This window comes from Azospirillum sp. (assembly GCF_050789165.1).
This window is the reverse complement of the sequence record NZ_JBOZRT010000050.1, coordinates 1-26,862: the sequence shown is the minus strand read 5'-3', so window position 1 is coordinate 26,862 and position 26,862 is coordinate 1. Positions and strand designations below refer to the sequence as shown.

Genomic DNA, 26,862 nt, shown 5'->3' with positions numbered 1-26,862 from the left:
CGATGCGCTACCGCTGCCGCCACGTGACCCGCTACGACTACGGCGACGACGTGCCGGTGTCGCACCACCTCGTCCACCTGCGCCCGCGGCCGCACCCACGACAGCGCGTGCACGCCTTCACGCTGCGCGTCACGCCCTCGGCCGCGCTGACCGCCGACCACGACGACCATTTCGGCAACCCCGTCACCTACGTCGCCGTGCAGGAGCCGCACCGCCGCCTGACCATCGTCGCGGAAAGCGAGGTGGAGGTGTCCGCCTCCCCTGCCCTCGACCTGGAGACGACGCCGGCGTGGGAGGATCTGATCGGCGCGCCGGGTGACCCGGCCACGGTGGCGCAGTTCGCCTTCGACAGCACGCTGGTAACGGCGGCGCCCAACCTCGCCGAATTCGCGCGGCCGTCCTTCGGGAAGGGGCGGCCGGTGGCCACGGCGGCGCTCGACCTGATGCGGCGGATCCATCGCGACTTCACCTTCGACCCGACCGCCACCACGGTGACGACGCCGCTGGCCGAGGTGCTGCAGAAACGCAGGGGCGTGTGCCAGGACTTCGCCCACCTGCTGGTCGGCGGGCTGCGCTCCATGGGGCTGGCGGCGCGCTACGTCAGCGGCTACCTGCGCACGCTGCCGCCGCCGGGCCAGCCGCGGCTGGTCGGCGCGGACGTCAGCCACGCGTGGGTGTCCGTATGGTGCGGTGGGGAAACCTGGCTGGATCTGTGCCCGACCAACGGGCAGATCGCGGACCGCGACTACATCACGGTCGCCTGGGGCCGCGACTACGACGACGTCAGCCCGGTGCGGGGGATCATCGTCGGCGGCGCCGGGCATGGGCTGACGGTCAGCGTCGACGTCGAGCCCCTGGAGGATTAGGGGCGCCGAAGCGCCCCCTTCCCCGGATCAGACCGCCAGCAGCGCGATGCCGCTGGCCGCCACCGCGGCGCCGGCCACGCGGACCGCCGCGCCATGGATCGAGCGGAAGCCGGCGATGCCCAGCAGGTGCAGCAGGCCGGTGGCAGCGACGAAGCCGACGGCGTACAGGGCCGGCGCGGCGGCCTCCGGCGCCTCGGCGCCGTGGGCGTGGCCGTGGAACACCGCGAAGGCGCCGACGATCGCGGCGCCCAGCCACACCGACGGACGCACCGCCAGCGCGACGAGCGAGCCCAGCACCACCAGCGAGGCGGCGATGCCCAGCTCCACCGACGGCAGCGCGACGCCGTTCAGGCCCAGCAGGCCGCCGGCCAGCATCATGCCCATGAAGCTCAGCGGCACCGCCCACAGGGCGCGGCCGCCGCGCTGCGCCGCCCACAGGCCGACGGTGACCATCGCCAGCAGGTGGTCGAGGCCGCCGAACGGGTGGGTGAAGCCGTGGACGAACCCGGCATCGTGCGCGCCGCCGGTGTGGGCCTGCGCCGCCCCGGCCAGACCGATGACGCCGGCGGCCAGGACCGCCCCCAGGGTACGCTGTGTCGTGGTGTGCATCGTTGCGCCTCTCGCTGTGCCCGTTTGCGGGCTTGTATGAAGTCCTGCAAATTTTTCATACGGGGGCTGGACGGTCAACAGCGGATGCGCCGGGCGGGTTGCCGTGCTAACCACGTGGCCGAGAGATCCGGGAAGGAAGCCCATGGAACGCGTCACCGTGTCGCTGGACGACGACCTGCTGGCCCAGTTCGACGACTACATCCACCGCACCGGCTACGCCAACCGGTCAGAGGCGGTGCGCGACCTGATCCGCGGCAAGCTGGAGGCCGACCGGCTGGAGCGTGACCGGGCGCCGGACTGCGTCGCCTGCGTCAGCTACGTATACGACCATCACGAGCGCGAGCTGTCGCGCCGCATCACCCAGGCGCACCACGCCCACCACGACCTGACGCACTCGACGCTGCACATCCACCTGGACCACGACTCGTGCCTGGAGGTGGCGGTGCTGAAGGGCCGGACCGAGGCGGTGCGCGACTTCGCCAACGCCCTGATGGCTGAGCGCGGCGTGCGGCACGGGCACCTGCACCTGGTGCCGGCGGACGTCAGCGTGGTGCCGCACTCGCATCACGACCATGACCACGATCATGGGCACGAGCCGCACGTCCACCATCACCCGAAGACCTGATCAGGCCGCGCCGTCCAGCATCCGCTCCAGCGTGTCGAGGATGGCCTGCGGGCTGACCGGCTTGCGCAGGATCTCCAGCGGGCGCCACGCGCCGTTGGTCAGCGCGTCGTCGGCGGACTCCGCGGTCAGATAGCCGGTCATCACGATCACCGGCAGCGTCGGGCTCATGCCCCGCACCTCGCGGATCAGCCCGCGGCCGTCGAGGCGCGGCATGCGCAGGTCGGTGATGACGATGTCCGCCGGGTCGTCGCGCAGGCGCTCCACCGCCTCCTGCCCGTCGCCGGCCAGGGTGACGCGGTAACCCTTGCGGGACAGGAAGTCTTCGATCGCCATGGCGGCGAGCGCCTCGTCCTCGGCGACCAGGACATGGCGGCGGTCAGCGTCAGGCATGGGCCATCTCCACGTCGCGGAGCGAAGGACGGGTCACCGGCAGGGTGATGGTGAAGCGCACGCCGCGCCGGCCGTCGCCGTGATCGATGTTGGCCGCCTCGATCCGGCCGCGCATGGCCTCGACGATGCCGTAGCCGATCGAGAGGCCGAGGCCGGAGCCCTTGCCGACCTCCTTGGTGGTGAAGAACGGGTCGAAGATGCGCGACAGCACCGCCTCGTCGATGCCGCCGCCATCATCGGTCACGGCGATGCAGGCGGTCTGCCGCTCGCCGTTCACCAGGAAGCCGATCTGGATGCGGCCCGCCCGCCCTCCGGCGTCCCGCCGGTCGAGGATGGCGTCGCGCGCGTTGGACAGCAGGTTGAGCACCACCTGCTCCAGCTGGAACGGCCGGCCGCGCACCATGCAGGTGTTCCCGTCCAGTTCCACCTCCACCGTGACGCCGTCGAGCGTGTACTGGTTCTGCACCAGCTCCACCGCCGAGCGCACGCTATCCGCCGGGTCGAAGACCTGGGTGCCGCCGCCGTCGCGCCGGCTGAAGGTGCGCATGTGGTCGATGATCTTGCCCATGCGGTCGGTCTGATCGCCGATCAGGGTCAGCACCTTCTCGATGCGCCCCTGGTCGAGCTCGCCGTCGCGCAGGCGGGACAGCGCGTTCTCCGCCCAGATGCGGATGATGTTGAGCGGCTGGCTCATCTCGTGCGCCATGCCGGCTGCCAGCGTGCCGAGCGTCGCCAGCTTGGAGGCCTGCACCAGCTCCTCCTGCAGCGCCTTGCGCTCGGTGATGTCGCGCGCGCTGCCGAGCAGCTGCACGATGTGGCCGAGGGCGTCGCGCACCGGAACCAGCACGGTGTGCCACGTCCGGCGGCCGTTCGGCAGGTCGAGCGTCTCCTCGTAGTCGATGGGCCGGCCGGCGGCGACGCATTCCGTGTAGCGCGCCTTCACGTGCGCCGCGGTGTCGGGGGACAGCACCTCGTCCACCGGGCGGCCGCAGATCAGCGCCGGGTCGAGGCCGGTGGCGCGGGCGTGCGCCGGGTTGATGGTGTCGATGACGAACGCCCCGTCCGGCCGCACGGTGACGACGAACAGGCTTTCGGCGAGGTTGTTGAAGAAGCTGACGTAGCGCTCCTCCGCCTGCCGGCGTTCCTCGATCTCGCGGTGCAGCGCCTGGTTGGCGATGCGCAGCTGCGTCGGGCTGGGCAGAGCCAGCGCCCGCGGCATCAGCAGCCACAGCGTCACCGCGGTCAGCACCGAGACCGTCGCCGTCGCCGCCTTGACGATGCCCTGTAGGCCGTAGTCGGGGTTCCACAGCGTCCACACGCCGAAGAAGTGCGTGGTGCCGCAGGCCAGGATGAAGGCGGCGAACATCCAGAACACCCAGCTGAACGCCACGTCGCGGCGCTTCCACACGAAGTACACCAGCGCCAGCGGGATCGAGTAGTAGGCCAGCCCGGTTAGCACGTCGGAGGAGACGTGCAGCGCCAGAAGCTCCGGCTGCCAGAGCAGGCAGATGCCGTGCGGCAGGAAATTGCTGGTGTCGAAAATGCTGACCGGTCCGCCGGGCATGCGCCGTCACTCCCCAATGCCGTCGGGGCGGAAGGCGTGCGGACGGTCGAGGTCGGCGACACGCTTCCGCTGATCGGTTCCGACTCAACCGTTAAGCACCGAGGTGGAGGTGTCAAGCCGACTTTCGGGCGGCGGATAGTCCGAAAGACCATTCGCCGCCCGTTGAGGGTCAGGCCGCCGTCTGCACCTTACGGTTCTGCTCGCGCGTCTTGAGGAAGCGCAGGGTCGGGAAGTCCTCCTGCGCGCGGTTCAGGTGCCAGGCGTTGCGCGCCAGGAACACCAGCGCACCGTCGTGGTCCTCGCCCAGCGCCGAGCGGTTCAGGTCGATGAACTTCTGAAGCGCCGCCTTGTCGTCGGTCTCGATCCAGCGGGCGGCGTCGACGCCGGCCCCCTCGAACTTCGCGGTGATGCCGTACTCCGCCTCGATGCGGGCGGCGAGCACCTCGAACTGCAGCTGGCCGACGACGCCGACGATCCAGTCGGCGCCCGACAGCGGCTTGAAGACCTGGGACGCCCCTTCCTCGGCGAAGTGCTCCAGCGCCTTGCGCAGGTGCTTGACCCGCATCGGGTCGTCCAGGCGGGCGCGTTGCAGCAGCTCGGGCGCGAAGCTCGGCACGCCGATGAAGCGGATCTCCTCGCCCTCGGTCAGCGTGTCGCCGATGCGCAGGGATCCGTGGTTCGGGATGCCGATGATGTCGCCGGGCCACGCCTCCTCGGCCAGCTCGCGGTCGCGGGCCAGGAACAGCACGGCGTTGTTGACCGCCAGCAGCTTGCCGGAGCGCATGTGCTTCAGCTTGGCGCCGCGCTTGAACTTGCCGGAGCACAGGCGGACGAAGGCGATGCGGTCGCGGTGGTTCGGGTCCATGTTGGCCTGGACCTTGAACACGAAGCCGGTGACCTTCTCCTCCGACGGCTCGACGGTGCGCGGCTCGGCCGGCTGCGGACGCGGCGGCGGGGCGTTCTCGGCCAGCCCGGTCAGCAGCTCCTGCACACCGAAGTTGTTGATGGCCGAGCCGAAGTAGATCGGCGTCAGGTGGCCGGCGCGGTACTCGTCGAGGTCGAAGGCCGGCATCAGGCCGCGCGCCATCTCCACGTCCTCGCGCAGCTTGGCGACGGCGTGGGCGGGCAGCAGCTCGTCCAGCTTCGGGTCGTCGAGGCCGTTGCACTCGATGCCCTCGCTGACCTCGTCGCCCTTGGTGCGGTCCATCAGCACGAGGCGGTCGCGGATCAGGTCGTAGCAGCCCAGGAAGTCGCGGCCCATGCCGATCGGCCAGCTGGCCGGCGTGACGTGGATCTGCAGCGCCTCCTCGATCTCGGAGATGAGGTCGAAGGGATCGCGCGCCTCGCGGTCCATCTTGTTGCAGAAGGTGGTGATCGGCACGTCGCGCAGGCGGCAGACTTCGAACAGCTTCAGCGTCTGCGCCTCGATGCCCTTGGCGCCGTCGATGACCATCACCGCGCTGTCCACGGCGGTCAGCGTGCGGTAGGTGTCCTCCGAGAAGTCCTCGTGGCCCGGCGTGTCCAGCAGGTTGAAGGTGCGGCCGTCGTAATCGAAGGTCATGACGGACGCGGTCACCGAGATGCCGCGCTCGCGCTCAACCTTCATCCAGTCCGACTTCGCGCGCCGCTGCTCGCCGCGCGCCTTCACGGCGCCCGCCATCTGGATGGCGCCGCCGAACAGCAGCAGCTTCTCGGTCAGCGTGGTCTTGCCGGCGTCCGGGTGCGCGATGATCGCGAAGGTCCGTCGCCGGGAAACGGCGTCCTCAAGTCCGGACATGCCTGATCCCAAGTGATGTGTGGTGCGCGCCTTAGATAGCAGCGCGACGGGCGCGGTTCCAGTCGCCGGTGATCGGGTGCCGGCGAATGGAACAGAATGGAACGCCGTGGAACAGTGTGCGGGGGCTGTTCAGTTCACTCTTCGCCCCGACCGCGTCTCCAAGGCCCCAAGGACTTTCATCCTACAGGAAACCGGCAAGGGGCGCAAGCACCGCGGGCCGGGCCGGCCGGAAGGCCGCCCGGCCCGCGGATGCACCTGATTACAGCGCCAGCTCGGCGATCTGCACCGCGTTCAGCGCCGCGCCCTTCAGCAGCTGGTCGCCGCAGACGAACAGGTCGAGGCCGTGGTCGCCGAACACGAGGTTGGTGCGGATGCGGCCGACCTCGACGTCGAACTGGCCCGACGCGTTCAGCGGCATCGGGTAGACGCCGTTGGCGGGGTCGTCGGTCAGCTTCACGCCCGGCGCGTCGGACAGCACGCGGCGCGCGGCGTCCGGCGTGACCGGCTGGATCGTCTCGACGGTGATCGCCTCGGAGTGGGCGCGGTAGGTCGGGATGCGCACCGCCGTGCAGGACAGGGCCAAGTCCGGCAGGTCCAGGATCTTCCGCGTCTCCCAGGTGACCTTCATCTCTTCCTTGGTGTAGCCATTGTCCTGGAAGGCGTCGATCTGCGGGATCAGGTTGAACGGGATCGGGTGGCGGAAGACGCTGTTGCTGGCGGGCTTGCCGTCCAGCACGTTGCGGGTCTGCTCCTCCAGTTCGGCCATGCCCTCGGCGCCGGCGCCGCTGGTCGCCTGGTAGGTGGAGACGATGACGCGCTTCAGGCCGAACGCCTTGTGCAGCGGGCCGAGCGCGACCACGGCGATGGCCGTCGTGCAGTTCGGGTTGGCGATCAGGCGCTTGGCGGGATCGTAGGCCGAGGCGTTGATCTCCGGCACGATCAGCGGGATTTCCGGGTCGTAGCGGAAGGCCGAGGAGTTGTCGATCACCAGCGGGCCGGCGGCGGCGATGGCCGGGGCGTGCGCCTTGGCGAAGTCGCCGGACACGGCGAGCAGCACCACGTCGCAGTCCTTCACCAGGTCGAGCGAGTATTCCTGGAGGGTGATCGCGCCGTACGGGGTCTCCACCACCTTGCCGGCGCTGCGGCCGGAGGCCAGCAGGCGCAGCTCGGCCACGGGGAAGTTGCGGCGGTGGAGGACGTCGATCATCTCGCGGCCGACGGCGCCGGTGGCGCCGACGATGGCGACCTTCTTGGAAGAACTGGCGGCAGACATCTTCAAGCTACTCCGTCCTGTGAGCGGGGCCCCGGCGGGCGGCGGATCGGAGCCCTTGATACGACAAGGGCCCCGTCCGTGTCCGGCGGGGCCCTCGTGGTGGGTGTCGTTGCGCTGTTACCGCACGCCACGTCCGCAAGGCCCGCCGGAGCGAGTCTTTTTGGTGGTGGTCTTCGTGGTCTTGGCGAACGAGCGGATCATGCGTCTTCCTTACGCGAAGGCGCGGGAGTTGTAAAGTGCAAGTAAAAGCCCCTCTCCCTTGACGGGAGAGGGGTTGGCGAGAGGGTGGCGCCGCGAAGCGGCCACCGAGCTTGCCGCCGCCTGCCGGCGGCTATCCCCCTCTCCCCAACCTCTCACCCTCGGGGGAGAGGGGCTTTTTGTTACCGGAACCCCCGCCCGTTGCTGTCCGGGATCACCGGGTGCACGTCCCAGATCTCCTCGGCGTACTCGCGGATCGTGCGGTCGGAGGAGAACCAGCCCATGCTGGCGGTGTTGATGATCGCCTTGCGGGTCCACTCCTCCGGATCGCGGTACAGCTCCATGGCGCGCTCCTGCGCCAGGCAGTAGTCCTCGAAGTCGGCGGTGACCAGGAAGTGGTCGCCGCCATCGGTCAGCGCCTGCAGGATCGGGTGGAAGCGGTTCGGGTCGTCCGGCGAGAACACGCCGGTGGAGATCATGTCCAGCGCGCGCTTCAGCGCCGGGTTGGCGGCGATCACCTGGCGCGGGTTGTAGGCGCCGCCTTCGCGCAGGGAGTTCGCCTCCTCCGCCGTCAGGCCGAAGATGAAGATGTTGTCGTCGCCGACGTGCTCCTTGATCTCGACGTTGGCGCCGTCGAGCGTGCCGATGGTCAAGGCACCGTTCAGCGCCAGCTTCATGTTGCCGGTGCCCGACGCCTCCATGCCGGCGGTCGAGATCTGCTCGGACAGGTCGGCGGCGGGGATGATGATCTCCGCGGCGGTGACGTTGTAGTTCGGCAGATAGACGACCTTCAGCTTGTCGTGCAGCACGGGGTCGTGGTTCACCACCTTGGCGACGTCGTTGATCAGCTTGATGATCAGTTTCGCCATCTGGTAGGCCGGCGCCGCCTTGCCGGCGAACACCTTGGTGACCGGCACCCAGTTGACCGTCGGGTTGTCGCGCATGTCGTTGTACAGCGCGATGGTCTGCAGGATGTTCAGCAGCTGGCGCTTGTACTCGTGCATGCGCTTGACCTGCACGTCGAACAGGCTGTCGACGTTGATCTCGGTGCCGGTCTGCCGCGCGATGTAGGCGGCGAGGCGCTTCTTGTTCTTGCGCTTGGCGCGGCGGAACTCCTCGCGGAACGCGGCGTCATCCGCCTTCGGCAGGATCGCCTTGATCTGGTCGAGGTCGTGCACCCAGCCTTCGCCGATGCGGCTGGAGATCAGCTCGGCCAGCGGGCGGTTCGCCTGGTGCAGCCAGCGGCGCGGCGTGATGCCGTTGGTCTTGTTGTTGATGCGCTCCGGGAACTCGGCGTGGAAGTCGGCGAACACCGTCTGCTTCATCAGGTCGGTGTGCAGCGCCGACACGCCGTTGACCTTGTGCGAGCCGAGGAAGGCCAGGTTGCCCATGCGCACGCGGCGCTCGCCGCGCTCGTCGATCAGCGACAGCCGCGACAGGCGCGCGTTGTCGCCGGCCGCGCGGGCCTTGGAGCGGTTCAGGAAGCGCGCGTTGATCTCGTAGATGATCTGCATGTGGCGCGGCAGCACGCGCTCCAGCAGGCGGACCGGCCACGCCTCCAACGCCTCGGGCAGCAGCGTGTGGTTGGTGTAGGAGAAGCAGCCCTGGGTGATCTCCCACGCCTTCTCCCACTGCACGGCGTGCTGGTCGACCAGCAGGCGCATCATCTCGGCGATGCCGATGGAGGGGTGCGTGTCGTTGAGCTGGATCGCCGCCTTCGCCGGCAGCTGGTCGAAGTCGGCGTGGTGCTGCAGGTAGCGGCGGATGATGTCCTGCAGCGAGGCCGAGGTGAAGAAGTACTCCTGCTTCAGGCGCAGCTCGCGCCCGGTCTCCGTCGCGTCGTTCGGGTAGAGGACGCGGCTGAGGTTCTCGGTCATTACCTTCTGCTCGACGGCCTTCATGTAGGCGCCGTCGTTGAAGTGGCCGAAGTTGAAGTCGCGGGTGGCGCGCGCCGACCACAGGCGCAGCGTGTTGATCGTCTTGCCGCCGTAGCCGACCACCGGGGTGTCGTAGGCCATGGCCAGCACGCGCTCGGCATCGACCCAGCGGTAGGCCTTCTCGCCGACGCTGTCGCGGAACTCCTCGACGCGGCCGTAGAACTGCACGGGGTACAGCACCTCGGGGCGGGCGAACTCCCACGGGTTGCCGAACTGCAGCCACTGCTCGGGGTACTCGACCTGCCAGCCGTGCTCGAAGCGCTGCTCGAACAGGCCGAACTCGTAGCGGATGCCGTAGCCGTAGCCGGGCAGCCCCTGGCTCGCCATGCTGTCGAGGAAGCAGGCGGCGAGGCGGCCGAGGCCGCCGTTGCCCAGCGCCGCGTCCGGCTCGGCGTCCACCACCTCGTCCAGCGTCAGCCCGATCTGGTCGAGCGCCTGCCGGCAGGCGTCCATGACGCCGAGGTTGGACAGGCTGTTGGTCAGCAGCCGGCCGATCAGGAATTCCAGCGACATGTAGTACACGCGCTTGGAATCCTGCTGGTAGTAGGTGCGGGTGGTGTCCATCCAACGGTCGACCAGCCGGTCGCGGACCGACAGGGCCACGGTGTGGAACCAGTCGCGCCGTGTGGCGGCGCGGGCGTCCTTGCCCACCGAATACACCAGCCACTCCAGGAACGAGCGCTTCAGCCCGTCCACGTCCAGGCTGCGCCGTTCGATTTCGCTGGCTTTGTACCGAGCATCCATAGCGTGTCGATGTCCTTCGTTCGGGCGAACCGGTGTCCGACGATTCCGGCGGTGTGCGCCGATTAAGCGGTAAATTGGGTGCCGTTGGGGGCAGCGCCAGTTTCAGGATTCTTGGTTAAGCAAGCTTTAAGGCTAGCCGAAGTTCATTTGGCTGCCCAGCGCCTGATGCCGAACGCGAAAGAGGTGCCCCTCCTTTTTCTTCGCACGGAAGGGAGTAGGATGCACTCCAAGACCGTACCTCCCATCTCATACGCCATGCCCGACGATCTGGATTTTCCCGCCGCACCGCCGCTCACGCTGCGCCAAGCCCTGACCTCCGACATCCCGGCGCTGCTCGCCATCGAGGAGCGCTGCTTCGAGACCGACCGCCTGACCCGTCGCAGTTTCCACCACATGATCACCAAGGGCAACGCCATGGTGCTGGTGGAACTTCACGGAGACGTGATCGCCGGCTACGCGATGGTGGCCTTCCACGCCGGAACGTCGCTGGCGCGGCTGTATTCCTTCGCGGTCGATCCGCCGTTCCGCCGTTCCGGCGCCGGCACCCGCCTGCTGACCGCCGCCGAGCAGGCGGCGCGGGCGCATGACTGCATTTATCTGAGGCTCGAAGTGCGGCGCGACAACCGTGCCGCCATCGATCTCTACAAACGGAATGGATTCCGCGAGTTCGGTGTTTATGCCGATTACTACGAAGACCACATGGAAGCGTTGCGGCTGGAAAAGCGCTTGGGTGCCGTCGGGCCCAGCGCGCCGCTCGGAGCCCGGCTGGTGCCCTACTATCAGCAGACCCTCGACTTCACCTGCGGACCGTCGGCCCTGATGATGGGCATGAAGGCCCTGCGGCCCGACCTGGAGCTGAACCGGCAGCTGGAGATCCGGCTGTGGCGCGAGGCGACCACGGTGTTCATGACCTCCGGGCACGGCGGTTGCGGGCCGTACGGGCTGGCCCTGGCGGCGTGGCGGCGCGGGCTGGACGTGGAGATCTGCGTCAAGGACGACAGCGTCCCCTTCCTCGACGGCGTGCGCGACGACGACAAGAAGGAGGTCATGCGCCTCGTCCATCAGGAGATGATCGACGAGCTGGCCGGGACCGGCGTGCGCGTCAGCCACCGCACGCTGACCTCCGCCGACATGGCCGAGGCGGTGCAGGACGGCGCGGTTCCCATCGTGCTGATCAGCAGCTACCGCATCTACCGCGAGAAGTTCCCGCACTGGGTCGTGGTGTCGGGGGCGGACGACCGGTTCCTCTACGTGCACGACCCGCTGGTGTACGACGAGCAGCACGCCCACATCGACCGCATCTTCATGCCGATCCCCCGCCAGGACTTCGAACGCATGGCCCGTTACGGCAAGGCACAGCTGAAGGCGACGCTCCTCCTGCGCGAGCGAACCGTCCACTGATGGCCGCGCATCTCGTCATCGTCGACCGCCGCGCCGACTTTCCCTGGCGGAAGGACAACCTCCAGGTCGTCACCGCGCGCGAGTACATCGCCAAGCCGGACGCGGCGCGCGGCCGCGACCAGCGCGTCATCAACCTCAGCCGCACCTACGAGTACCTGGGCACCGGCTACTACGTCTCGCTGCTCGGCGAGGCGCGCGGCGAGCGGGTGATCCCGACGGTGAAGACGATCCTCGACCTGCGCCAGCGCGCGCTGACCCGCGCGATGCTGGCCGAGGTGGAGGAGGCGCTGAACCGCAAGATGAAGCGGCTGAGCGACCGGCCGGAGGCGTCGTTCAACCTGCTGGTCTTCTTCGGCCGGGCGACGGACCGCCGCTTCGCCGACATCGCCCGCGACATCTTCGACCTGTTCCGCTGCCCGATCCTCAAGGTGCAGGTGCGCCTGAAGCAGGGCTGGACCCTGCACGCGGTCGAGCCGCTGTCCATCGACGAGCTCAACGACGAACAGAAGCAGGCGTTCGAGGCGGCGCTCGACGCCTACACGCGCGCCTCCTGGCGGGAGCCGGCGGCGCGGGCGCAGGCGCGCTGGACGCTGGCGATCCTGCACAACCCGAAGGAGGAGCTGCCGCCCTCCAGCCCGCGCGCGCTGCAGAAGTTCATCAAGGCCGGCGAGGCGTTGGGCATCGAGGCGGAGCTGATCGAGAAGAAGGATTTCGCGCGGCTGGCCGAGTACGACGCGCTGTTCATCCGCGAGGGCACGGCGATCGACAACCACACCTACCGCTTCGCCAAGAAGGCCGAGGCGGAGGGGATGCCGGTGATCGACGACTCCAACTCGATCCTGAAATGCACCAACAAGGTGTATCTGGCCGAGCTGCTGAAGGCCAACAAGGTCCCGACGCCGAAGACGGTGATCCTCGACAAGCGCGGGCTCGCCACCCTCGACCAGGAGATCCCCTACCCCATCGTGCTGAAGATCCCGGACGGGTCGTTCTCGCGCGGGGTGTTCAAGGTGACCAACCGCTCCGAGCTGGAGGCGACGGCGGAGAGCCTGTTCGAGGACTCCGACGTCATCCTGGCGCAGGAGTTCATGTACACCGAGTTCGACTGGCGCGTCGGCGTGCTGAACCGCCAGCCCTTCTACGTCTGCCAGTACCTGATGGCGAAGAAGCACTGGCAGATCGTCAAGCACGGCGGCAACGGCCGGGCCGAGACCGGCTCGTCGCGCACGTGCTTGGTGGAGGACGCGCCGAAGGAGGTGGTCGACATCGCGGTGAAAGCGGCCGGCCTGATCGGCGACGGCCTCTACGGCGTCGACGTCAAGCAGAACGAGCGGGGCGTCTTCGTCATCGAGATCAACGACAACCCCAGCCTCGACCTCGGCGTCGAGGACGCCTGCCTGAAGGACGAGCTCTACCGCGCCATCATGCGGGAGTTCCTGCGGCGGCTGGAGAACCGGGCCGGCCCACACACGTCCGCCGCTACCCCGAACGGGTGAAGCGGGGCCTCGGCCATACGCTCATTTCGCGTCACTTTCCGGATCCCCCGGCGGGGAACAAGCGGTCACCCCTCGCGTTAAGTCCGGGACATCACATCGAACGGGAGCACTCCGGAAGAGGCAATCCGGGGTCCGCTCCCGCCGAGGAACGGGGAGACCGACAATGACGACAGCCCGGGATACGCGCGTCGCCGGCTCGGCCGAGCGGGGGGCCTGAGGGCACCGACAAACCCCATTGCGAACCACCACCGAACCGGACCGGCCGCGAGGCCGGGCGTCGGAGGGGTTCGTCGTCTCTGGCGGAGCGGTGCGCAGAAGACGGCCGCAGCCGCGCCAAGGAAAAGACTTGGAGGAAGTGAGACCATGCCGTATTCGTTCGAAGCCGAGCTCATCCGCTGCATGCCGAATCTGCAGCGCTACGCGTGCAAGTTGACGCGTGATGCCACGGCTGCCGAAGATCTGACCCAGGACTGCCTCGCCCGCGCGCTGTCGCGCTCGCACCGGTTCGAGCCGGGCACCAACATGCAGGCGTGGCTCACCACGATGCTGAAGAATCTGCATTTCAACAACCTGCAACGCGAGAAGCACGTCACCAAGGTCGAGCTGTGGGACGGCGCCATGTCGGTGGAGGCGTCGCAGATCGCCCGCCTCGTCTTCCGCGACGTCGACCGCGCCTTCGGCGCGCTCACGCCCAGCCAGCGCAAGGTGGTCAAGCTGGTGGCCATCGAGGGCCGCCCCTACCAGGAGGCCGCGGAGAAGCTGAACGTCTCCATCGGCACCATCCGCTCCCGCCTGTGCCGCGCGCGCGAGCGGCTGAACAACCTCATGGCGGCGTGATGAAGTGCGCCCCTCCCCCAGTCCCGCTGGGGGAGGATCTGATCCTTGATAGAACTGCCCGTTCACCACGATCCCACCGTTCGGGTGCGGAACCCGCGCGGTCATGCAGATGGACGCCGGCGACACCGGGGGATACCCGGCATGGCGCGACCGTGCCGCGCCGCTTGTCCATTCCGCGGTACTGCGGGCGTTCGGACCAGGGCTGCGGGGACATCGCGCCCTGCCGATCGGGTGGAGGTTCCGGTGCCGGCGAGGTGGTGTGTTTGCAACAGCCTGCTGCCAAGCCGCTTTCCGCTTTCCGGCAACTGGAACAAGCATCACGGATCTCTGTTACATCGGGCATACAACGCAGGCGACATTGGCGGGGGGCCAGTCATGACCGACGGACAATCCATGGGGGAAACCCGAAGCGGGGTATTGTCGTTTCCACGGCACACCCCATAAGAAGGGCTAGCGACGTCTTCCGAGCCCTACCACTTGGACAGTGGCCGGACGTGTCACGGACCGTTTGCGACGCTCCGGGATTGAACGGACATGAAGCGTGTGACGATGAGCCACATAAATGCCTATCTCGACGGTGCCCTCGACGAGAACGAGCGGCGCGAGTTCGAGGCCGCGGTCGAGGCGGACGCGGACGCGAAAGCCATGCTGAACCTGCACAGGCAGCATGTGGACGAGCTGCATCGCCTGTACGACACCGTTCTGGAAGAGCCGGTGCCGTCGCGCATGCTCGACATTCTGCGAAAGCAGAAGACGTGAGCGCGGCGCGAGCACCCGGACGGTAAGGGAGGCGATCGGCCCGGCCGGTCGCCTTTTCTGTAGGCGAAGCCCTCTCCACTGCCAGAGGCAGGGAGAGGGCCAGGGAGGGGGTGTGCTCCCTATTCCTCCCCGAGCGACACTAGCGTGGTGTTGCCGCCGGCCGCCGTGGTGTTGACGGTCAGCGTGCGCTCGGTGGCGAAGCGCAGCAGGTAGTGCGGGCCGCCGGCCTTCGGCCCGGTGCCGGACAGCCCCTCGCCGCCGAAGGGCTGCACGCCCACCACGGCGCCGATCATGTTGCGGTTGACGTAAGTGTTCCCCACCCCGAGCCGGCCGTGGATGCGGCGGATGGTGCCGTCGATGCGGCTGTGGATGCCCAGGGTCAGGCCGTAGCCGGTGGCCTCCACCGCGTCGAGCACCGCATCCAGCCGGTCCGCGCCGTAGCGGATCACGTGCAGCACCGGGCCGAACACCTCGCGCTCCAGCCGGGCGAGCCCGTCGATCTCGAAGGCGCACGGGGCGAAGAAGGTGCCGTGCGCGCACTCCTCGCCCAGCGGCACCTCGAACAGGAGCTTCGCCTCCGCCTTCATCCGCTCGGCGTGCGCCTGGAGCGTGGCGCGCGCCTCCGCGTCGATGGCCGGGCCGACGTCGGTGCGCAACAGGCCGGGATCGCCGACGCGCAGCTCGTGCGCCGCCCCCTCCAGCATGCGGATCACCCGGTCGGCGATGCCGTCCTGCACGAACAGCACGCGCAACGCCGAGCAGCGCTGCCCGGTGGAGCGGAAGGCGCTGGTCAGCACGTCGTCCACCAGCTGCTCCGGCAGAGCGGATGAGTCGGCGATCAGCACGTTCTGCCCGCCGGTCTCGGCGATCAGCGGCACGATGGGGCCGTTGCGCTGGGCGAGCGCCAGGTTGATGGCGCGCGCCGTCTCGGTCGATCCGGTGAAGGCCACCCCGCGCACCCGCGGATCGTTCACCAGCGCCGCGCCGACCCGCCCGTCGCCGGGCAGCAGGTGCAGAACCTCCGGCGGGACTCCCGCCTCGTGGAAGAGCTGGACGGCGCGGGCGGCCATCAGCGGCGTCTGCTCCGCCGGCTTGGCCGCCACCGCGTTGCCGGCGGCCAGCGCCGCCGCCGCCTGACCGACGAAGATGGCGAGCGGAAAGTTCCACGGGCTGATGCAGGCGAACACCCCGCGCCCGTGCAGGGAGAGCTGGTTGTGCTCCCCCGTCGGGCCGGGCAGCACCCTGGGCAGCGTGAAGTCGATCCGCGCGCGGGCGGCGTAGTAGCGGCAGAAGTCCACCGCTTCCCGCACCTCGGCCAGCGCGTCGGGGATGGTCTTGCCGGCCTCGCGCACGCACAGCGCCATCAGCTCGGCCCGGTGCCACTCCAGCAGGTCGCCGGCGCGCTCCAGAACGGTCGCCCGCCGTTCGGCCGGGGTGTTGGCCCAGTCGCGCGCCACCCTGGAGGCCACGGCCAGTGCGTGGCCGACGTCGCGGTCGCTGGCCTCCACCACCGTGCCGACCACCCGGCCGCCGGCGGGGTCGAGGACGGCGCGCTCGGCGCCCTCCTGCGGCTTGCCGCCGACCAGGGGCGCCGCGCTCCACGGCGTGGCCTGGGCCTGCTCCATCCGGCGCAGCAGCGGTTCCGTCTGCATGGGATCGGAGAAGTCGAGGCCGCGGGAGTTGCGCCGCTCCGGCCCGAACAGGTCGACGGGCAGCGGGATGCGCGGGTGCGGCTTGTAAGGCAGGCGTGCGGCGCGGGCGACGGGGTCGGTAACGATGTCGGCGACCGGCACCTTGTCGTCCTGGATGCGGTTGACGAAGGAGGAGTTCGCCCCGTTCTCCAGCAGCCGCCGCACCAGATAGGCCAGCAGGTCCTCGTGGCTGCCGACCGGCGCGTAGACGCGCACGGGCATCTCCGGCCCCGCAATCTGGTGGTACAGCGGCTCGCCCATCCCGTGCAGGCGCTGGAACTCGTAGCCCTCGCGGTTCCCGGCCATGGCCTGGACGGCAGCGACGGTGTGCGCGTTGTGGGTGGCGAACATCGGATAAAGCGGCCCGCGCAGCTCCAGCAGCCGGCGCGCGCAGGCGAGGTAGGACAGGTCGGTGTTCACCTTGCGCGTGAAGACCGGATAGCCGTCGAGGCCGCGCTCCTGCGCCCGCTTGATCTCGGTGTCCCAATAGGCGCCCTTGACCAGCCGCACCATCAGCCGCCGGCCGGAGCGCCGGGTCAGCTCGGCCAGCCACTCGACCACCGCGTAGCCGCGCTTCTGGTACGCCTGCACCGCCAGCCCCAGTCCGTCCCACCCGGCAAGCCCGTCGTCCAGCGCCATCGCCTCGACGAGGTCGAGCTGGAGGGCGAGCCGGTCGGCCTCCTCCGCATCCACGGTCAGGCCGATGCCGGCGTCACGCGCCATCAGGCACAGGCTTTTCAGCCGGGGTTGCAGCTCGCGCAGCACGCGCTCGCGCTGCGCCTCCTCGTAACGGGGGTGGAGCGCGGAGAGCTTGACCGAGATGCCGGGGCTGTCGAAGACGCTCCGGCCCCCGCGCGCCGCGCCGATGGCGCGGATGGCGGCGGCGTAGGTCTCCAGGTAGCGGTCGGCGTCGGCCATGGTGCGGGCGCCCTCGCCCAGCATGTCGTAGGAGTGGCGGTAGCCGGCCTTCTCCTGCTCGCGCCCGCGCTCCAGCGCCTCGGCGATGGTGCGGCCCATGACGAACTGGCGGCCGAGGATGCGCATGGCCCGCATCATGGCCTGCCGGATCACCGGCTCGCCGGCCCGCGCGATCAGGCGGTTGAGCAGGGCGGCCGGGCGCCCCTCGGTCTCCTCGTCCAGGCGGATCACCCGGCCGGTCAGCATCAGCGCCCAGGTCGAGGCGTTGACGAACAGGTTGTCGGCGTGTCCGACGTGCTGCGCCCAGTCGGCCTCGCCGATCTTGTCGCGGATCAGGGCGTCGGCGGTCTCCGGGTCGGGGATGCGCAGAAGCGCCTCGGCGAGGCACATCAGCGCCACGCCCTCGCGGGTGGACAGCCCGAACTCCTGAAGGAAAGCGTCGAGCATGCCGAAGCTGGTGCGCGCCGCCCGCACGCCTTCGACCAGCCGCGCCGCCTCCGCCTCGATGCGGGCGCGCAGGGCGGAGGGCAGAGCGGCGCGCTCGACCAGGGCCTCCACCGCCTGCGCCTCGTCCATGCGGAAGGCGTGCTCCAGCGCGATGCGCGGCGGGGTGTCGGGGGCGAAGGGATCGACGGCGGCGGTGATCGTGCTCATGCGTCCAACTCCCCGATCAGGTGAGGCTTCTCTTTATCTAGGGCGGCGTCACGCCACCGTCCGCACCGCGTACTGGTTCCGGCCGTCGGCCTTGGCGCGGTACATCGCCAGATCGGCCGCCTTCATCAGCGCGGCGGGGTCGCGGCCGTCCTCCGGGAAGACGGCGATGCCGATGGAGGCGCCGACGTGGATCGCGGTGCCGGCCAAATCCACCGGTTCGTTGATCACGGCGATCACCTTGCTGGCCACCATCTCCGCATCGGCGAGCGAGCCGACCTCGCTCAGCACCAGCACGAACTCGTCGCCGCCCAGGCGGGCGATGGTGTCGGCGCGGCGCACCGCGGCTTCCAGGCGCCGGGCGATCACCACCAGCAGCTCGTCGCCGACGTCGTGGCCGTAGGTGTCGTTGACCGGCTTGAAGCCGTCGAGGTCGAGCATCAGCACCGCCGCCGCGCGCCCGTGCCGGGCCGCCAGCGCCACCGCGCGGTCCAGCCGGTCCATCAGCAGCCGGCGGTTCGGCAGGTCGGTCAGCGGGTCGTAGTGCGCCAGCCGGTGGATGCGCTCCTCCGCCCGCTTGCGCTCGGTGATGTCGCGGGAGATGGCGATGACCGCCGTGTTGCCCTTGTGATGGAACAGGCGGGCGCTGGTCTCCACCGGGATGCGGCGGCCGTCGGCGGCGACGTGCACGCGCTCGAACACGCCGCCGCCGTCGCGGCGGATCTCCGCCATGAGGCGCGGGATCTCCGCGGCGCCCTCGTCATCGCAGATGTCGGCGGGCGTGCGCTTCAGCAGCTCGTCCCGCGGGTAGCCCAGGCGCTCGCACGCCACGGCGTTGACGTCGACGAAGGCCGACGGCGTGCCGTCGGGCGTCAGGTGGTAGACGAACACCGCGTCGAGGCTGGAGTTGAACAGCAGCCGGTAGCGCTCCTCGCTCTCGCGCAGGATCTGCTGCTGGCGCAGGCGTTCGGATATCTCGTGGAAGGCCGCCACCGCGCCGCACACCTTTCCGTCGCGGATCAGCGGCGCCGCGGCCAGCGCCACCGGCAGCCACGCGCCGTCCTTGCGGACGAAATGGTTCTCGTGCGTCGTGAAGCGTCGGCCGGCGACGATCGCCTGATGCACCGGGCACGCCGTGGCCGGGAACGGCGTGCCGTCGCGGCGCGTGTGGTGGAACGTCTCGTGGGCGTTGCGGCCGAGCAGCTCGTCGTGCCGCCAGCCCAGCATCTCCTCGGCCGCGGGGTTGACGTACTCGATGACGTCGCGGTCGTTGACCACGTAGACGCCCTCGGTCAGCACCGCGGCGATCTCCTGGAAGCGGCGACGGCTCTCGCGCAGGGCATGCTCGGCCTCGCGGCGCAGGGTGATGTCCCGCAGCGTGCCCGACATGCCGGCCTCCGGCCCGTCCGCCGTGTCGCCCCGGCGGGCGTTCAGTTCGGTCCAGCGCCAGCGACCGTCGCGGGTGCGGATCCGCAGTTCCTGCCGGCTGTGCTGCAGCCAGCCGGTGGTCAGCGCCTCGAACAGCGCCTCCGCCTTCTCGCGGTCGTCGGGGTGCACGGCGTCGAGCATGGGCGTGCCGAGCGACTCCGCGACGGCGCAGCCGGTCAGGTCGGTCCAGGCGGGGTTCAGCAGGGTCCAGGCGCCGGCGCGGTCGGTCTTGAACACCACGTCGCGCACGCCGGCGAACACGACGCGGAAGCGGCGCTCGCTCTCGGCCAGCGCGCTCTCGACCGCCAGCCGCTCGCGCTCGTGCAGCATCAGCGTGCCGAGGAACAGCACGCCGAGCAGCGAGGTGGTGAGCAGCGGCAGCGCCGCGTTGCCCAACACCTGCCCGATCAGCCCCCAGTCGGGCAGCAGCACGACGCCGCAGAGGTTCATCGGGCCGACCACGGCGCCGAGCAGCAGCAGCTCCGGCGTGCCCAGCCGCGCCTCGCGGGGGCGGAGAGCGCGCTCGAAGGCGATGCCGGTCAGCGTGGTGGCGACGATGCCGACGATGCCGGCCATGGCGCCGACTCCGCCCTGCCACAGCCGGAAGGCGCCGGCCAGCGTGCCCGCCACCAGCGCGGCCACCGGGCCGCCGAACAGCGCCGACAGGCCGAGCAGCACGCTGCGCGCGTCGATGAGGATGCCCGGCGCCAGCACCGTGGGAATCAGCATGGAGCCCACCGCGCCGGCCGCGAACAGCAGGCCGAGGACGAGCGTGCGCTCCGGCCGGCCGGCCGGCAGGCGCCGGATGACGTGGGTGTAGGCGATGGACACCACGGCGAGCAGCCCGACGCTGCGCCCCAGGCCCATCAGCAGATCCGTGACCACCCCGATACCCCGCCCTCGTTCGCCCGCCCGTGGTGCCTCGGGCGGGACTCTTCACATTATATACCGATCCCCCGCGAAGGGCGCGGGAAACCGAGCGTTGCATTCCGCCCGGGGTTGCGACTTTTGGGCCATGCCCGGCGCGTCGGTGGCAAGCCCCTTCCCAGCCCGGCCGCTTCGCTCTATTGGGAGTGCATGGCGCGAACCAAGGATATGCCACGCTTCCTCCTCGGCCCCGTGCTCGTCTTCCGGGGCGAGCAGGGCGACCGCTGGCGCGTGTCGGCGTTGTTCGTCATCGACGGCGAGGACGAGCCCGACGACCTGCGCGTCGACGGCGTCGGCCTGCCGGTGCCGCCGCGGCACGTCGCGGCGTGGCGCGGCCGGCACCTCTGGCGCTTCGACTTCGCCGTGCCGCGCAGCACCGCCGACGGCGAGGCCTCCTACGGCTTCCAGGACGCCGAGGAGCGCTGGCGCATGGCGGTGCCGGCGCGCGGCGGCACGCCGCGGCTGGCCTACACCGCCTGCAACGGCACCGAGGACGAGCACCACAAGCGCACCGGCACCGCCGACCGCAACGCGCTGTGGAGCGACCTCGCGGCGCAGCACGCGCGCACGCCGTTCCACCTGCTGCTCCAGGGCGGCGACCAGCTGTACGCCGACACCGTGTGGCGCGACTGCCCGTCGCTGAAGGCGTGGAGCCGGCGCCGCGGCCGCTGGGCCCGCCCCTTCACGGCCGCCATGGCCGAGGAGGCGATGAGCTATTACGTCGGCCGCTACATCGACCTGTGGTCGCAGCCGGAGATCGCGCCGGTGCTGGCGCGCGTGCCGTCGGTGATGATGTGGGACGACCACGACATCTTCGACGGCTGGGGCTCGCTGCCCGGCGAGGCGCAGCACGCCGCGGTGCCGCGCGGCGTGGCGCTGGTGGCGCGGCGCGCCTTCACGCTGTTCCAGCTCGCCTCGCCGCCCGAGTCGCTGCCGGAGTGCGTGTGGGGCGCCGAGCACGGCGGCTTCACCCAGGGCTTCCGCGCCGGCGACCTCGGCGTGTTCGTCCCCGACCTGCGCAGCGACCGCACGCCGGACCGCGTGCTGTCGGAGCGCACCTGGGCCGCCCTGCCGGAGTGGCTGGAGCGGTTCCAGGGTTGCCGGCACCTGCTGTTCCTGTCCAGCGTGCCGCTGCTGTACGCCGACACCGGGGTGCTGGAACGCTGGGCCAACCGCCTGCCCGGCACGGCCAAGCTGCGCGACGACCTGCGCGACCAGTGGCGCAGCCCGGCGCACGTCGAGGAATGGCGGCGGCTGCTGGAGTTGCTGTCCGCCTTCTCGCTGCGCAGCGGTTGCCGGGTCACCGCGCTGTCCGGCGAGGTGCATTTCGGCGCGCGCGCCGTGCTGCACGGCGGCGGGGTGGAGATGTGGCAGCTGGTGTCGTCCGGCGTGGTGCACCCGCCGCCGGGACGGTTGGTGACGGCGCTGCTGGAGCGGCTGGCGGGGCGGCGCGACGCGCCCTTCCCCGGCTGGTCGCTGGAGATGCCGCCCTTCCCCGAGACCGGCCGCCGGCTGATCCGCGCGCGCAACTGGCTGTCGCTGCACCTCGACCGCAAGAACCAGCTGCACGCCCAATGGCACGCCGAGGGCGCCATCGGGCGGTTCCTGCAGGTGATCTGAGGGCTACGCCTTCCCCAGCACGAACACCAGGCCCGGCACCGGCGCCTGCTTCTCGCGGCGCGGCGAGCACTCCTCCAGCAGCAGCACGCCGAGACCGGCCGCCGCCGCGGTCTCCTTCAGATAGGCCACGGAGTGCGCGTAGCGCCGCGCCGGGCCGAGGGCGAAGCCGTCGCCCTCCAGGCGCTCGACCGTGGCCGCGAAACGGCCGCCCGGCGCCAGCGCGGTCGCGGCCGCCGCGAAGACCGGGGCGAGGTCGCCGATGTAGACGAGCACGTCGGCCGCCACCAGCAGGTCCCAGCGGGCCGGTTCGACCATGGCATCGACGATGTCGCCGACCGACAGCGCGTCGTACAGACCGCGGCCCCGCGCCTTCTCCACCATGCGCGGCGACAGGTCGACGCCGGCGAGGTGCGCGCACAGCGGCCGAAGCTCGACTCCCATGAGGCCGGTCCCGCAGCCGAGGTCGAGCGCGCGCATCCCTTGCAACGGTCCGCACACGCGGTCGATGGCCGCGCGCAGGATCCGCGGCGCGGCGTAGTCGAGCTTGCCGACGAGGTCGCTGTCGAAGCGGTCGGCGTAGCGGTCGAACAGGGCGCGCACGTACGCGGCGGAGAGGTCGGCGCCCTCCCCGCCTTCCAGCGCGGCGACCAGGGCTGCGGTGCGGTCGTCCGGCTCGATCTCCTGGGCGTGGCGCAGGGCGGCCAGCGCCTTGGCCGGCTCGCGCAGTTCGGCCCAGGCGTGGCCGAGCAGGCGGTGCAGGCCGGCGTCCCCGTCCAGGCGGCGCAGCGCCGGGGTGAGCAGTTCCACCGCGGCCAGCGCGTCGCCGCCGGTCATCAGCAGCTCCGCCAGTTCGGCCAGCACGTCGCGGTCGCCGGGGCGCAGCACCAGGGCCTCGCGGAGTTCCTCCGCCGCCTCCGCGGTGCGGCCGGCGCGCGCCAGGGCGCGGCCGTGGCCGCGGCGCACCGCGGCGGCGTCCGGGCGCTCGGCCACGAGGTCCTGAAACACGGAGAGCGCGCGGTCGTCACCGGCCGCCGCCAGCGCCTCCGCGCGGCCGAGGCGCCAGGACCAGCGGCCCGGATCGAGGCGCAGCGCGCGCCCGAACACGCGGGCCGCGTCGGCCGGTTCGGCGTCCAGCACCTCGGCGAGCGCGCCGTGCGCCTCGGCGTTCGTGGGGTCGGCGGCGACGGCCATCCGGAAGGCGCGGCCAGCGCCGGCCGAGTCGTCGGCGTAAAGCCGCTGGTAGCCGACCTCCAAAAAGCGGTCGGGGGTGCAGGAACCAGCGGACGTCGGGTGGAGGGACACTCTGTCGCAACCCATTCGGCAAGGAAGGGGCGCAGCTTAATGCCGCGCGGCGCCGCAACACGCAAGAGCCCCTTTAAAATAACCACTTAGTGTGATTTTCGCGACACGCTTCGGCACCGCACCCAAACCCCGGACCACGCTCCGCCATCCGCCGGACCAACGTCATACACCAAGGAAAAACAACGCCTTAGGCAATTCTGCGAGAGGATTTAGATCGCTATGCGGCTTGGCCTAGGCGACACCCGGCCGGATGGTGGCTGTGGTATTACCAGGACGTAATTGGGTTGACGATGGATCAAAATTTTGAAAAAAGTGCCTCGGCGTCCGATTGGGAGACGCTGACTTTTGGTTAGGAGGCGGTCGCCGTAAGCGACTCGGTGACCGGGAATCAAATCCGCGCAACGTGATGCGCGGTCCCCGCGGGCGGGCGGGACAGAAACAAGGGAGCGCAGTCATGCGAGGTCGGAATCAGCGCGTACGAACTATGCTCGGGGGCATGCTTGCCCTGGGCCTGGGAATGGCGCTCACGCCCCTCGCGGCGCAGTCGGCGGCCGCGGCCACCGAGGGATGCGTCGCCCACGCCGCCGAGGCGGAGCAGAAGCTGAACATCCCCGCGGGCATGCTCCTGGCCATCGCGCTCGTCGAGAGCGGCACCGACGGCACCCCGAACCCCTACGCGATCAGCGCCAACGGCCGTGCCGTCATGGCCCGCAGCCCCCAGGACGCCGCGCGCCACCTGCGCGACCGCGGTGGCCGCGTGCGGGAGAACACCTACGTCGGCTGCATGCAGCTGTCGGTGCAGGTCCACAAGGGCCAGTTCGCGCCGCTGGAAAAGATCGCCGACCCGCGCGAGAACGTCTGGTACGCCGGCCGCCTGCTGGTCCGCCTGCACGGCGAGGAAGGCAGCTGGAAGGCGGCCATCGCCCGCTACAACGGCACCTCGCCTCGCCGCGCCCAGGCCTACGTCTGCAAGGTCTGGCAGAACCTCGCGGAACTCGATCAGGACAGCGCCAAGCTGATCGCGTCGCCCAAATGCGACGACTCGGAGCGCGCCAGCATCGCCCCGGCGACGCGCCGCACCTTCCGCAACGCCCAGGTGGCCGCCCTGGACTGAGCCAGAACGGCTTCGGTCCCTCCCCTCTGGCAGGCTCGGGCGGAATGGGCTACATCCCCGTTCCATGAACTACCGCCACATCTTTCACGCCGGCAACTTCGCCGACGTGATGAAGCACGCGGTGCTGACGCTGATCGTCGAGCACCTGCGGGCCAAGCCGGCCGCCTTCTGCGTCCTCGACACCCACGCCGGCGTCGGACGCTACGACCTGACCTCGGACCCGGCGCAGCGCACCCTGGAGTACGCGGACGGCATCGGCCGCCTGTTCGGCCACGCCCCGCCGCACCCGGCGCTCGCCCCCTACCTGGACGCCGTGGCCGCCCTCAACCCCGGCGGGGATCTCCGCTGGTATCCCGGGTCGCCGCGGCTGGCGCGCGCCCTGCTGCGGCCGCAGGACCGGCTGGTGCTGAGCGAGCTGCACCCGGAGGACGCCGCCACGCTGAAGGCGGAATTCGCCCGCGACCCGCAGGTTACCGTGCACGCCATGGACGCCTACCACGCGCTGAAGGCGCACCTGCCGCCGAAGGAGAAACGCGGGCTGGTGCTGGTCGACCCGCCCTTCGAGGAGCCGGACGAGTTCGCCCGCCTCGTGGCCGGCCTCCGGCAGGCGTACCGGCGCTGGCCGACGGGGATCTACGCGATCTGGTACCCGATCAAGGAGCGCCCGGCGGTGTGGCGCTTCCAGGAGGCGCTGGCCGAGGCCGGCATCCCCAAGATCCTGCTGGCCGAGCTGACCATCCATCCGGAGGACACGCACCTGCGCCTCAACGGCTCCGGCCTCGCCATCGTCAACCCGCCGTGGAAGCTGGACGAGACGCTGGGCGCGGTGCTGCCTGCGCTGCACGCCGTTCTTCCCGGCACCGGCGGCGGCACGCGGGTGGAGTGGCTGGTCCCCGAAGCGTGAGCCGTGCACGCCCTTCCCGGCCGCCCTACATGAAGAGTCTCGGCGGATCGCAGGGAGACGGACGATGCTGATCGGGGTGCCCAAGGAGATCAAGAATCACGAGTACCGCGTCGGACTGACGCCGGCCTCGGTGCGCGAACTGGTCCACCACGGCCACGCCGTGCTGGTGCAGGCCGGCGCCGGACACGCGATCGGCCTGGAGGACGAGCAGTACGCCGCGGCCGGCGCGGAGATCGTCCCCGACGCCGCCACCGTGTTCGGCCGGGCCGAGATGGTCGTCAAGGTCAAGGAGCCGCAGCCGGCCGAGTGCCGCATGCTGCGCCAGGGCCAAGTGCTGTTCACCTACCTGCACCTGGCGCCGGATCCGGAGCAGACCCGGGCGCTGGCCGCCTCGGGCGCCGTCGCCATCGCCTACGAGACGGTGACGGACGAGCGCGGCGGCCTGCCGCTGCTGGCGCCGATGAGCGAGGTGGCCGGCCGCATGGCGGTGCAGGCCGGCGCGCACTGCCTGGAGAAGGCGCAGGGCGGCCGCGGCCTGCTGCTGGGCGGCGTGCCCGGCGTGCCGGCGGCCAAGGTGGTGGTGCTGGGCGGCGGCGTGGTCGGCACCAACGCGGCGCGCATGGCCATGGGGCTGGAGGCCAAGGTGGTGGTCGTCGACCGCTCGCTGGCCCGGCTGAAGGAACTGGACCTGCAGTTCGGCGCCAAGCTGCAGACCATCTACTCCACCGTCGACGCCATCGAGGAGCACGTGCTGGACGCCGACCTGGTGATCGGCGCGGTGCTGCTGCCGGGTGCGGCGGCCCCGAAGCTGGTGACCAGGGACATGGTGGCGCGCATGCAGCGCGGCGCCGTGGTGGTGGACGTCGCCATCGACCAGGGCGGCTGCTTCGAGACCAGCCGGCCGACCACCCACGCCGACCCGACCTACGTGGTGGACGGGGTGGTGCACTACTGCGTGGCCAACATGCCGGGCGGCGTGGCGCGCACCTCGACCTTCGCGCTGAACAACGCCACCCTGCCCTTCGTGCTGGCGTTGGCCGACCAGGGCTACCGCGCCGCGCTCGGCCGCGACCGGCATCTGCGCAACGGGCTGAACGTCCACGCGGGCAAGATCACCTGCAAGGCGGTGTCGGAGGCGCAAGGGCTGGACCATCAGTCCGCTGAAAAGGCGCTGGGCCTCTAAGCGAAACGATATCCCAAAAAAGGAGGACGGCTACGGTCCGACGCGCCCGGACCGTAGCCGGATGCCTCGACCCGGCACACGAAGACTTGCCGTATCCTTCCCCACAGGACAGCACGAGGGGAGGACATCACCATGCCCCACTATATGCTCCAGTGGCGGTTTTCCGCCGACAACTTCCGCAGCCTCGTCCAAAACCCGGACTCACGGGCGGAGACGGTCAGCAAGGCCATCGAGTCGTTCGAAGGCCGGCTCCATCAGTATTTCTTCGCCTTCGGCGACTATGACGGGGTGATCATCTGTGAATTCCCCGATCAGGAGCGGTGCGTCGCCTTCCTGGCGATGGTCGCGGCGAAGGGTGGATTCACCAGCTTCCAAACGACGCCCTTGCTCACTCCGGAGGAAGGCTTGCACGCCTTCGAGCGCGCCGGCCGGACACAGACGCCCTACCGTCCGGCCTTGAGCTGAGATGCACCGGCGGGCGGCATTGCCCAGAAGGCGCCGCCCGCTTTCCCGATCAGCGCTTGCCGCCGAAATGCCCGAGGTGATGGACCACCTCGCCGACGATGCCGCGGCGGAAGAGCAGGACGCAGACCACGAAGATGGCGCCGATGACCACGGTGACCGGGAACTGCGTGGCGGCCAGGTAGT

At 70.2% G+C, this 26,862-nt stretch carries 20 protein-coding genes; 11 read left to right on the top strand and 9 right to left on the bottom strand.

The genetic code is table 11. From position 1 onward, the window contains the following. Nucleotides 1–2: 2 nt before the first annotated feature. Nucleotides 3–866, top strand: coding sequence for a transglutaminase family protein (locus ACRWK7_RS11475; RefSeq protein WP_431856350.1), 864 nt, complete (start codon nucleotides 3–5; stop codon nucleotides 864–866). A gap of 27 nt (nucleotides 867–893) precedes the next feature. Here ACRWK7_RS11475 and ACRWK7_RS11470 read toward each other — a convergent pair whose 3' ends face one another. Beyond that, entirely contained in the window at nucleotides 894–1,475 is a 582-nt protein-coding gene (locus tag ACRWK7_RS11470; RefSeq protein ID WP_431856349.1) for a HupE/UreJ family protein, read from the bottom strand. 142 nt (nucleotides 1,476–1,617) lie between these two features. Here ACRWK7_RS11470 and nikR point away from each other — a divergent pair, with 142 nt between their 5' ends. Then, entirely contained in the window at nucleotides 1,618–2,100 is a 483-nt protein-coding gene (gene nikR / locus ACRWK7_RS11465; protein ID WP_431856348.1) for a nickel-responsive transcriptional regulator NikR, read from the top strand. Here the strand turns inward: nikR and ACRWK7_RS11460 are convergent, their stop codons facing one another. The 5 genes from ACRWK7_RS11460 to ACRWK7_RS11440 all read right to left on the bottom strand — a co-directional run bounded on the left by ACRWK7_RS11460 (nucleotide 2,101) and on the right by ACRWK7_RS11440 (nucleotide 9,983). Further along, entirely contained in the window at nucleotides 2,101–2,490 is a 390-nt protein-coding gene (locus ACRWK7_RS11460) for a response regulator (protein ID WP_431856347.1), read from the bottom strand. Then, nucleotides 2,483–4,054 carry a sensor histidine kinase gene (locus ACRWK7_RS11455; protein ID WP_431856346.1) on the bottom strand — a complete coding sequence of 524 codons (1,572 nt, stop codon included), beginning with the start codon at nucleotides 4,052–4,054 and terminating at the stop codon, nucleotides 2,483–2,485. Before ACRWK7_RS11455 ends, ACRWK7_RS11460 begins: the two co-directional genes overlap by 8 nt. A gap of 169 nt (nucleotides 4,055–4,223) precedes the next feature. Beyond that, nucleotides 4,224–5,831: a peptide chain release factor 3 gene (locus ACRWK7_RS11450; RefSeq protein WP_431856345.1), complete on the bottom strand. Its 1,608-nt coding sequence runs from the start codon at nucleotides 5,829–5,831 to the stop codon at nucleotides 4,224–4,226. 259 nt (nucleotides 5,832–6,090) lie between these two features. Beyond that, nucleotides 6,091–7,104 carry an aspartate-semialdehyde dehydrogenase gene (locus tag ACRWK7_RS11445; protein WP_431856545.1) on the bottom strand — a complete coding sequence of 338 codons (1,014 nt, stop codon included), beginning with the start codon at nucleotides 7,102–7,104 and terminating at the stop codon, nucleotides 6,091–6,093. Nucleotides 7,105–7,484: 380 nt separating this feature from the next. After that, entirely contained in the window at nucleotides 7,485–9,983 is a 2,499-nt protein-coding gene (locus tag ACRWK7_RS11440; RefSeq protein ID WP_431856344.1) for a glycogen/starch/alpha-glucan phosphorylase, read from the bottom strand. A gap of 255 nt (nucleotides 9,984–10,238) precedes the next feature. Between ACRWK7_RS11440 and ACRWK7_RS11435 the strand changes: the two genes are divergently transcribed. The 4 genes from ACRWK7_RS11435 to ACRWK7_RS11420 all read left to right on the top strand — a co-directional run bounded on the left by ACRWK7_RS11435 (nucleotide 10,239) and on the right by ACRWK7_RS11420 (nucleotide 14,476). Next, complete coding sequence (locus ACRWK7_RS11435; protein WP_431856343.1) at nucleotides 10,239–11,384, top strand: peptidase C39 family protein; 1,146 nt, start codon at nucleotides 10,239–10,241, stop codon at nucleotides 11,382–11,384. Beyond that, complete coding sequence (locus ACRWK7_RS11430; RefSeq protein WP_431856342.1) at nucleotides 11,384–12,880, top strand: RimK family protein; 1,497 nt, start codon at nucleotides 11,384–11,386, stop codon at nucleotides 12,878–12,880. The genes ACRWK7_RS11435 and ACRWK7_RS11430 overlap by 1 nt, the downstream gene beginning before the upstream one ends. A 363-nt stretch (nucleotides 12,881–13,243) precedes the next feature. Further along, nucleotides 13,244–13,717 (top strand): sigma-70 family RNA polymerase sigma factor, encoded by a 474-nt coding sequence (locus tag ACRWK7_RS11425; protein WP_431856341.1) that lies wholly within the window; start codon nucleotides 13,244–13,246, stop codon nucleotides 13,715–13,717. A gap of 534 nt (nucleotides 13,718–14,251) precedes the next feature. After that, complete coding sequence (locus ACRWK7_RS11420; protein ID WP_431856340.1) at nucleotides 14,252–14,476, top strand: NepR family anti-sigma factor; 225 nt, start codon at nucleotides 14,252–14,254, stop codon at nucleotides 14,474–14,476. A gap of 119 nt (nucleotides 14,477–14,595) precedes the next feature. Here the strand turns inward: ACRWK7_RS11420 and putA are convergent, their stop codons facing one another. Further along, nucleotides 14,596–17,739, bottom strand: a complete 3,144-nt coding sequence (gene putA / locus ACRWK7_RS11415; protein WP_431856339.1) for a bifunctional proline dehydrogenase/L-glutamate gamma-semialdehyde dehydrogenase PutA — start codon at nucleotides 17,737–17,739, stop codon at nucleotides 14,596–14,598. 48 nt (nucleotides 17,740–17,787) lie between these two features. After that, complete coding sequence (locus ACRWK7_RS11410) at nucleotides 17,788–20,049, bottom strand: PAS domain S-box protein (RefSeq protein WP_431856338.1); 2,262 nt, start codon at nucleotides 20,047–20,049, stop codon at nucleotides 17,788–17,790. A 210-nt stretch (nucleotides 20,050–20,259) separates the two neighbouring features. Between ACRWK7_RS11410 and ACRWK7_RS11405 the strand changes: the two genes are divergently transcribed. Further along, the gene (locus ACRWK7_RS11405; protein ID WP_431856337.1) at nucleotides 20,260–21,711 is read left to right on the top strand and encodes an alkaline phosphatase D family protein; all 1,452 of its coding nucleotides are present in this window, start codon (nucleotides 20,260–20,262) and stop codon (nucleotides 21,709–21,711) included. Between the two features lie 3 nt (nucleotides 21,712–21,714). On the opposite strand, the gene ACRWK7_RS11400 is transcribed toward ACRWK7_RS11405, so the two are convergent. Next, nucleotides 21,715–23,013: a methyltransferase gene (locus ACRWK7_RS11400; RefSeq protein ID WP_431856336.1), complete on the bottom strand. Its 1,299-nt coding sequence runs from the start codon at nucleotides 23,011–23,013 to the stop codon at nucleotides 21,715–21,717. A gap of 517 nt (nucleotides 23,014–23,530) precedes the next feature. Between ACRWK7_RS11400 and ACRWK7_RS11395 the strand changes: the two genes are divergently transcribed. The 4 genes from ACRWK7_RS11395 to ACRWK7_RS11380 all read left to right on the top strand — a co-directional run bounded on the left by ACRWK7_RS11395 (nucleotide 23,531) and on the right by ACRWK7_RS11380 (nucleotide 26,679). Then, nucleotides 23,531–24,127 (top strand): transglycosylase SLT domain-containing protein, encoded by a 597-nt coding sequence (locus ACRWK7_RS11395; protein ID WP_431856335.1) that lies wholly within the window; start codon nucleotides 23,531–23,533, stop codon nucleotides 24,125–24,127. 64 nt (nucleotides 24,128–24,191) lie between these two features. Then, nucleotides 24,192–25,031: a 23S rRNA (adenine(2030)-N(6))-methyltransferase RlmJ gene (locus ACRWK7_RS11390; RefSeq protein ID WP_431856334.1), complete on the top strand. Its 840-nt coding sequence runs from the start codon at nucleotides 24,192–24,194 to the stop codon at nucleotides 25,029–25,031. A 64-nt stretch (nucleotides 25,032–25,095) separates the two neighbouring features. Then, nucleotides 25,096–26,214, top strand: coding sequence for an alanine dehydrogenase (gene ald, locus ACRWK7_RS11385; RefSeq protein WP_431856333.1), 1,119 nt, complete (start codon nucleotides 25,096–25,098; stop codon nucleotides 26,212–26,214). A gap of 132 nt (nucleotides 26,215–26,346) precedes the next feature. Beyond that, nucleotides 26,347–26,679, top strand: a complete 333-nt coding sequence (locus tag ACRWK7_RS11380; protein WP_431856332.1) for a GYD domain-containing protein — start codon at nucleotides 26,347–26,349, stop codon at nucleotides 26,677–26,679. The last annotated feature ends 183 nt before the right edge of the window (nucleotides 26,680–26,862 follow it).